Here is a 7,615-nt window from a genome sequence, read left to right as displayed (position 1 = left end):
TGCGCACAGCGTCCTCGCTGATAAATCTGTTCTCAAAAGTAACTGGCGTTGACTTTTGGCACGCTGTTGAGTTCTCAAGGAACGGACGCTTCCTTCAGCCCCTTTCGGGCCCTCCGGGCGCTTCCTTCGTTTTCTACTCTATCAGAACTTTCCGGTCCCGATTTCGCAGTCCCCGTCAACCGAATTAATCCGAATATCTGGGGGGTTTGCGCCTCCGCTCAGCGGGGCAACTCGGAGAACGTTACGGGGCCCGGCAGACGGAGTCAAATCCGCCCACCGGGCCCCACAGGGTGCCCGTGAGGATCAGGCGTTGGTCGGGAAGCCCAGGTTGATCCCGCCGTGGCTCGGGTCGAGCCAGCGCGAGGTCACAGCCTTGCCGCGGGTGAAGAACTGGACGCCGTCCGCGCCGTAGGCGTGGGTGTCGCCGAAGAGGGACGCCTTCCAGCCGCCGAAGGAGTAGTAGGCCACCGGGACCGGGATCGGCACATTGATGCCGACCATGCCGACCTCGACCTCGTTCTGGAAGCGCCGGGCCGCGCCGCCGTCGTTGGTGAAGATCGCGACGCCGTTGCCGTAGGGGTTGCTGTTGATCAGCTGCAGCCCCTCCTCGTAGGAGTCCACGCGCACGACCGACAGCACCGGGCCGAAGATCTCGTCGTTGTAGACGGACATGCCGGGCTTGACGTTGTCGAACAGCGTCGGGCCGAGCCAGAAGCCGTCGGTGGTGTCGTCACCCGAAATCGGGTGCTTGCGGCCGTCGACCACCAGGTCGGCACCGTCGGCGACGCCGGACTCCAGGTAAGAGGTGACCTTGTCGCGGTGCACGCCGGTGACCAGCGGGCCCATGTCGGAGTCGCCGTTGCAGCCCGGACCGACCTTGAGGGTGGCCATGCGGGACTTGATCTTCTCGATCAGTTCGTCCGCGATCGGCTCGACCGCGACCAGGACGGAGATCGCCATGCAGCGCTCGCCCGCCGCGCCGAAGCCGGCGTTGATCGCGGCGTCGGCCGCCAGGTCCAGGTCCGAGTCCGGCAGGACCAGCATGTGGTTCTTGGCACCGCCGAGCGCCTGCACGCGCTTGCCGTAGCGGGTGCCCGTCTCGTAGACGTAGCGGGCGATCGGGGTGGAGCCGACAAACGACACGGACTTGACGTCCGGGTGCTCGAGCAGGCGGTCGACCGCGACCTTGTCGCCGTGGACGACGTTGAAGACGCCGGCCGGCAGGCCGGCCTCGGCCCACAGGTCCGCGATGAACTGCGCGGCGGACGGGTCCTTCTCCGAGGGCTTGAGAATGACCGAGTTGCCCGCCGCGATCGCGATCGGGAAGAACCACATCGGGACCATCGCCGGGAAGTTGAACGGCGAGATGATCGCGACCGGGCCCAGCGGCTGACGGATCGAGTACACGTCGATGCCGGTCGACGCCTGCTCTGTGAAGCCGCCCTTGAGCAGCTGCGGGATGCCGCACGCGTACTCGACGACCTCAAGACCGCGGGCGATCTCGCCCAGCGCGTCCGAGTGCACCTTGCCGTGCTCGGACACGATGATCGTGGCCAGCTCGTCCTTGCGCTCGTTCAGCAGCTCGCGGAACTTGAAGAGCACGGTGGTGCGCTTGGCCAGCGAGGCGTGGCGCCAGTCGGCGAACGCCGTGACGGCGGCGCTCACGGCCGCGTCCACCTCGGTGATCGTGGCGAAGTCGACCTGGCCGGAGACCTTGCCGGTCGCGGGATCGTAGATGTCACCGCGGCGCGGGGCGGCACCGGCGGTGGCAACGGCCGCGCCGCCGATCCAGTGGGTGATGTGCTTGCTCAAGGGTCTGCCTCCGAGTCCAGGCGGGGCACGCAGAAGTCTGATTCCGTGCAGTGCAGGTGCCGCGCTCTCTACATTCTGTTTCGGCGGGCCGGCGCTCTCAATCGTCAGGTTGTCGGGCGATTCCGGAACCGCCTTACACCCCGTCGGCCGGGCCGCCGCCCAGCCCGTTCCCCTCCCCGGTGAGCAGGGCGGCGGCCTCGTGCATGGCCAGCTCCAGCATCACCGGATCGTTGAGCAGACCGCTGCCGTCCGGCGGCACCAGCCAGCGCAGGCCGCGACCTGCCCGCGAGGGGTGTGGGACGGCCAGCCAGGTGCCGGGGCCCGCCGTGCGGACGCCGGTGCCGACCCAGCGGGCCGCTGTACCGGGGGGCACGAAGAAGCCGAAGCGGTAGTCGCCGAAGTCGACCAGGACCGGTCCTGGCTCGTTGTCCAGGCGCAGTAGTACGTCCACGGTGAGCCGGCCCAGCTCGCCAGGAACAATCAGTACGTCCCAGAGCCGACCGGCGGGAAGCAGCGCGATGCCCATCGCGCTGCGTTCCCATTCCCATCGACAGGCCTCCGGATCCGGTGCGGCCGCGGCCAGCCATTCGACCGCGCCTCTCGCTTCCAGACTTCCCATAGCTCTCGCCCTCCACGTCCGCCGGCCGGCGCCCGGGCGTGGCTCGAGGGGAGCCGACCCCGGGGTCAACATGAGAGAGCGGCTCGCTGTCCGACTCTTACAGCGGTCTCGCACAATCCTCGGTGCGACCTGTGTCACAGGGGCGAGAAGGAGCGTAAGGAAGCGAAAGCGGCGCACACCCGCTATGGGTGTGCGCCGCCTTGCTCTTCGAGCTCTCTGCTCTTCGAGCTCCCTGCTCGTCAGCTGCCGCCCGTCAGCTGTCGAAGCCGAGGCCGAGCGCGTCCATGGTCTTCAGCCACAGGTTGCGCTTGCCCGCATTCCGATCGGCGCGATCGAGTGACCACTTGGTCATCTCGATGCCGATCCACTTCACCGGTTCGGGTGGGAACGGAAGCGGCTTGCTCTTGACCATCTCGAGCTCGGTGCGCTCGGTCGGCGTGCCGGCGAGCAGGTCGAGCATGACCTCGGCGCCGAAGCGGGTCGCGCCGACGCCGAGGCCGGTGTAGCCGACGGCATAGGAGACGCGGCCCTTGTGCGCCGTGCCGAAGAAGGCGGAGAAGCGGCTGCAGGTGTCGATCGCCCCGCCCCAGGCGTGGCTGAACTTCACGCCTTCGAGCTGCGGGAAGGCGGTGAAGAAGTGCTGTGCCAGCTTGCGGTAGGTCTCGGGGCGATGGTCGTACTCGTCCCGCACCTTGCTGCCGTAGTGGTAGACCGCGTCGTAGCCGCCCCAGAGAATGCGGTTGTCGGCCGAGATCCGGAAGTAGTGGAACTGGTTGTTGCAGTCGCCCAGGCCCTGACGGTTCCTCCAGCCGATCGAGGCCAGCTGCTCGTCCGTCAGCGGCTCGGTCATCAGCGCGTAGTCGTAGACCGGCGCGAGGAACGGCCGCACCCGCTTGACCAGGTTGGGGAAGATGTTCGTGCCCAGCGCGACGTGGCGTGCGAAGACCCGGCCGTAGGGCGTGCGCACGGCCATGCCCTCACCCTGCGGGGCGAGGTCGTCGGCGGAGGTGTGCTCGAAGATCCGGACCCCGAGCTGCTCGCAGGCGCGCTTCAGGCCCCAGGCCAGCTTGGCGGGGTGGACCATGGCGACGCTGTCGCGGTTCCAGAGCCCGGCGAGGAAGGTCGGCGAGTTCACCTCGGCGCGGACCGCGTCCGCGTCCAGGAAGTCGGCCTGCACGCCGTACTCGCGCATCGCCTCCACGCCCTCGCGCAGCTCCTCGACCTGGTGCGGCTCGGTGGCCACGTCCAGCTCGCCGGTGCGTTCCCAGTCGCAGTCGATGTCGTAGCGCTTGACCGCGTCCTCGATGGCCTGCAGGTTCTCCAGGCCGAGGCGCTCCAGCGTGCGCAGCTCGTTCGGCCAGCGCTCCAGGCCGTTGAAGAAGCCGTGGGTCAGGCTGGCGGCGCAGAAGCCGCCGTTGCGGCCGGAGGCGGCCCAGCCGACCTCCTTGCCCTCCAGCAGGACGACGTCCAGGGAGGGGTCGCGCTCCTTCGCGATGAGCGCGGTCCACAAGCCGGTGTAGCCACCGCCCACGACCAGCAGGTCGCAGTGGGTGTCGCCGACCAGGGACGGCTCGGGCTCGGGCTTCGCGGGGTCCGCGAGCCAGAAGGAGGTGTACTGGACGTCGGCGAGCGAATGGGCCGGATCCATGTTCTCACTGCTTTCCGGTGCCCCGGCAGCGCTCAGCCGCGGGGGCGTAGAGGGTATCGGTGCTTTCTCAGAGCCGAACTGAGCCGAACTGAGCAGACTGAGCGAACTGAGCGAACTGACTAACGGTCACCGAAGATGGTGCGGTGCCAGTCCTTGCGGGCGATCGCGGTGATGTCCTGCATCACGTGCTTGACCTGCGTGTACTCGTCGAGCGAGTACTGCGACATGTCCTTGCCGTAGCCGGAGGCCTTGTAGCCGCCGTGGGGCATCTCGCTGATGATGGGAATGTGGTCGTTGACCCAGACACAGCCGGCCTGGATCTCGCGGGTCGCGCGCAGCGCCCGGAAGGTGTTGGTGGTCCACGCGGAGGCGGCAAGCCCGTAGGGGGTGTCGTTGGCGAGCTCGATGCCCTCGTCGTCGGTGTCGAAGGGCAGCACCACGAGCACCGGGCCGAAGAGCTCCTGCTGGACGATCTCGGAGTCCTGGGCGATGTCGGTCACCAGGGTCGGGCGGTAGTAGGCGCCCTGGGTGAGGTCGGTGCCGTCGTGGCCCTTCTCGGGGACGAAGCCGCCGGCCGCGATGGTCGCTCCGTACCCGCGGGCGCGCTCGACGAAGCCGGCCACCGAGTCGCGCTGGCGCTCGGAGACCAGCGGGCCGAGGTCGGTCTGCGGGTTGAACGGGTCACCGAGGCGGACCGAGTCGAAGAGCTCCGCGGCGCGGGCCACGAAGGCGTCGTAGAGCGGGCGCTGCACGTAGGCGCGGGTGGCGGCGGTGCAGTCCTGGCCGGTGTTGATCAGCGAGCCGGCGGCCGCGCCGTTGGCCGCGGCCTCCAGATCGGCGTCGTCGAAGACTACGAACGGTGCCTTGCCGCCGAGCTCCAGGTGGGTGCGCTTGACGCTCTGGACCGCGACCTCGCCCACCCGGGTGCCGACGCCGGTGGAGCCGGTGAAGGAGACCATCGAGACGTCGGGATGGCCGATCAGGTACTCGCCGACGCTGCGGCCCTTGCCGGTGATCACGTTCACGACACCGTCGGGGATGCCCGCGTCGGTGCAGGCCTGGGCGAACATCAGCGAGGTCAACGGGGTGAGCTCGGCCGGCTTCAGCACGATGGTGTTGCCCGCGGCGATAGCCGGGAGGATCTTCCAGGCGGCCATCTGCAGCGGGTAGTTCCACGGCGCGATGGAGCCGACCACACCGATCGCCTCACGGCGGATCGACGAGGTGTGGGTGCCGGACCACTCGCCGCTGGCCTTGCCCTCCAGGTTGCGGGCGGCGCCGGCGAAGAAGGCGGTGTTGTCGATCGTGCCTGGTACGTCGAACTCGGTGGTCAGCTTGATCGGCTTGCCCGACTGCGCGGACTCGACCCGGGCGAAGTCCTCGGCGCGCTCGGCCAGGATCGCGGCGAGCCGCGTCAGCGCCTCACTGCGGAAGGCCGGCGTCGCCCCGGACCAGGCCGGGAAGGCGCGCTTGGCAGCGGCCACGGCGACGTCGACGTCGGCCGTCGAGGCCAGGTCCACCCGCTGCACCAGCGTGCCGTCCGCGGGGCTGGTGACATCGAAGGTCTCTCCCGAGGTGCCCTTGCGAAGGGCACCGTCGATGTACTGGGCTCCGGCGTCGAAGCGATCGCCGACGATGGTCCGGTCCATGGGTATCTCTCCTCGGGAGCAATGCGATGGGCTGCCTGCCCATCCTGCGACGATGCCCCGTCCCCGGGGGAGCGGGCAAGCGACAGTCTGCAAAGTGGATCGCCACCAGCATGACATGGTGACAACGTGGACCATGGCGACACCTCGTTGCCGGAATGTCGTCCTGGCCTGACACTATGAAGGCACTCCCCCGTAGGTTCCGTCCGAAGGATGACCCATGTTCCCCACCGTCGCCCGCGTCCTCGAACTGGACGTGGTCAGCCGCGGCCTGCCCGAGGTCGTGGCCGGTGCGCAGCACCTGGAACGGCCGGTGCGCTGGGTCCACGTCTCCGAGCTGGCCGACGTGGCTGGTGTGCTGCAGGGCGGCGAGCTGATCCTGACCACCGGCATCGCGCTCCCCGAGGACCGGGAGGGTCTGGCCCGCTACGTCCGCGAGCTGGCGGACATCGGCGCGGCCGGCCTGGTCGTCGAGTTCGGCCGCCGCTACTTCGACAACCTGCCGCGCGCGCTGGTCCACGCGGCGGAGCAGCGCGGACTGCCGCTGATCGTGCTCCGACGCGAGCTGCGCTTCGTGGCGGTGACCGAGGCCGTGCACGCCCTGGTGGTCAACGCCCAGCTGGAGGAACTGCGCTCCTCGGAGGAGATCCACCAGACCTTCAACGAACTGGCCGTCGAGGGCGCCGAGCCGGTCGAGGTGGTCCGCGAGGTCGCCCGCATGGCGGGCGCCCCGGTCGTGCTGGAGAACCTGTCGCACCAGGTGCTCGCCTACGACACGGCGGGGCAGAACGCGCAGGTCGTGCTGGCCGGCTGGGAGTCGCGCTCGCGCGGTATGCGGGCCGGCGGGCGCACCGGACACGATCCGCGCACCGGCTGGCTGGTCACCTCGGTCGGCGCGCGCGGCCACGACTGGGGTCGGCTGATCCTCATCGGCCAGCCCGGTTCCGCCCAGGAGGACGCGGTCCCGGCCGCCGCCTCGCACCGGCACACGATGCTGGTCGAGCGTGCGGCGGCGACGCTGGCACTGAACCGGCTGATGGTCCGCGACCGGGAGACGCTTGAGCGCCAGACGCACCGGACCCTGCTCTCCGGCATCCTCACCCACGCACTGACGGTCTCCGATGTCGCGCTCCGAGCCTCCGCGCTCGGCGTTCCGCTGGAGGGTCGGCGGCTGGTCGGCGTCGTGCTGCGGCAGCGCCGCGGTCCGCTGCCCGCCGCGCTGGAGGCGCAGGCGCGGCTGCGCGACTTCACCGAGACCGCGGCGGCCGCCGTCCGCGAGCGACGGCTGACGGCGCTGGTCGGCGCGCTGGACGACGAGGCGGTCGGCGTGCTGGTCTCGCTCGGCCCGAAGGACGACGAGCACGGAGCGCTGGACGGCTTCGCCGGCGCGCTGCGACGCCTGGTCAAGGAGCAGGAGGACGGCCCGGAGCCGGTCATCGCGGTGGGCTCCTCGGTGGGCTCAGTCCGCGACGCGCGGCGCACGCTGGTCGAGGCGACCCAGGTCGCGGACGCGGCCCTGCACGACACCCCCGGCGGGGCGGGCGGCCGCTCGGCGTCGTACTACCGACTGCCGGACGTGCGACTTCGCGGCCTGCTGCACCTGCTGCGCGACGACGCGCGGCTGCAGACGTACGTGGAGCGGGAGTTGGGTCCGCTGCTGGCGTACGACGCAGAGCACAACAGCCAGTTGATCGCGATGCTCAGGGTCTACCTGGAGCAGGGCCGGAACAAGTCCGCGGCGGCGGACGCGGCGCATCTGTCACGCCCGTCGTTCTACGACCGCCTGCACAAGGTGGAGCGGGTGCTCGGGGTGGACCTGGACCAGGTGGAGTCGTGTCTGTCGCTGCACGTGGCGCTGCTGGCGCTGGACGCAGTGCGGCGCTGAGCGGA

Annotated in this window: 5 protein-coding genes; 1 reads left to right on the top strand and 4 read right to left on the bottom strand. The window is 69.7% G+C overall.

Annotated features, from left to right (window positions below):
- Positions 1 to 303: 303 nt before the first annotated feature.
- The 4 genes from ABIA32_RS23285 to ABIA32_RS23270 form a co-directional block, all read right to left on the bottom strand.
- Positions 304 to 1,812, bottom strand: coding sequence for a CoA-acylating methylmalonate-semialdehyde dehydrogenase (locus tag ABIA32_RS23285; protein ID WP_370098709.1), 1,509 nt, complete (start codon positions 1,810 to 1,812; stop codon positions 304 to 306).
- A gap of 133 nt (positions 1,813 to 1,945) precedes the next feature.
- Complete coding sequence (locus ABIA32_RS23280) at positions 1,946 to 2,431, bottom strand: hypothetical protein (RefSeq protein ID WP_370098707.1); 486 nt, start codon at positions 2,429 to 2,431, stop codon at positions 1,946 to 1,948.
- Positions 2,432 to 2,684: 253 nt separating this feature from the next.
- The gene (locus ABIA32_RS23275; protein WP_370098704.1) at positions 2,685 to 4,079 is read right to left on the bottom strand and encodes an NAD(P)/FAD-dependent oxidoreductase; all 1,395 of its coding nucleotides are present in this window, start codon (positions 4,077 to 4,079) and stop codon (positions 2,685 to 2,687) included.
- A gap of 119 nt (positions 4,080 to 4,198) precedes the next feature.
- Entirely contained in the window at positions 4,199 to 5,728 is a 1,530-nt protein-coding gene (locus ABIA32_RS23270) for a gamma-aminobutyraldehyde dehydrogenase (RefSeq protein WP_370098702.1), read from the bottom strand.
- A 217-nt stretch (positions 5,729 to 5,945) separates the two neighbouring features.
- On the opposite strand from ABIA32_RS23270, the gene ABIA32_RS23265 reads away from it, so the two are divergent.
- Positions 5,946 to 7,610, top strand: coding sequence for a PucR family transcriptional regulator (locus ABIA32_RS23265; protein ID WP_370098701.1), 1,665 nt, complete (start codon positions 5,946 to 5,948; stop codon positions 7,608 to 7,610).
- Positions 7,611 to 7,615 lie beyond the last annotated feature (5 nt).

The sequence above is a fragment of the Streptacidiphilus sp. MAP12-20 genome, assembly GCF_041262525.1.
GTDB lineage: Bacteria > Actinomycetota > Actinomycetes > Streptomycetales > Streptomycetaceae > Streptacidiphilus.
The sequence above is the reverse complement of the archived record's forward strand: the minus strand, read 5'-3'. Positions and strand labels throughout refer to the sequence as shown.

Excerpts from the sequence above, each read along its gene's own strand:
- ABIA32_RS23280 (WP_370098707.1), bottom strand. The coding sequence starts at position 2,431 with ATGGGAAGTCTGGAAGCGAGAGGCGCGGTCGAATGGCTGGCCGCGGCC.
- ABIA32_RS23275 (WP_370098704.1), bottom strand. The coding sequence starts at position 4,079 with ATGGATCCGGCCCATTCGCTCGCCGACGTCCAGTACACCTCCTTCTGG.
- ABIA32_RS23270 (WP_370098702.1), bottom strand. The coding sequence starts at position 5,728 with ATGGACCGGACCATCGTCGGCGATCGCTTCGACGCCGGAGCCCAGTAC.
- ABIA32_RS23265 (WP_370098701.1), top strand. The coding sequence starts at position 5,946 with ATGTTCCCCACCGTCGCCCGCGTCCTCGAACTGGACGTGGTCAGCCGC.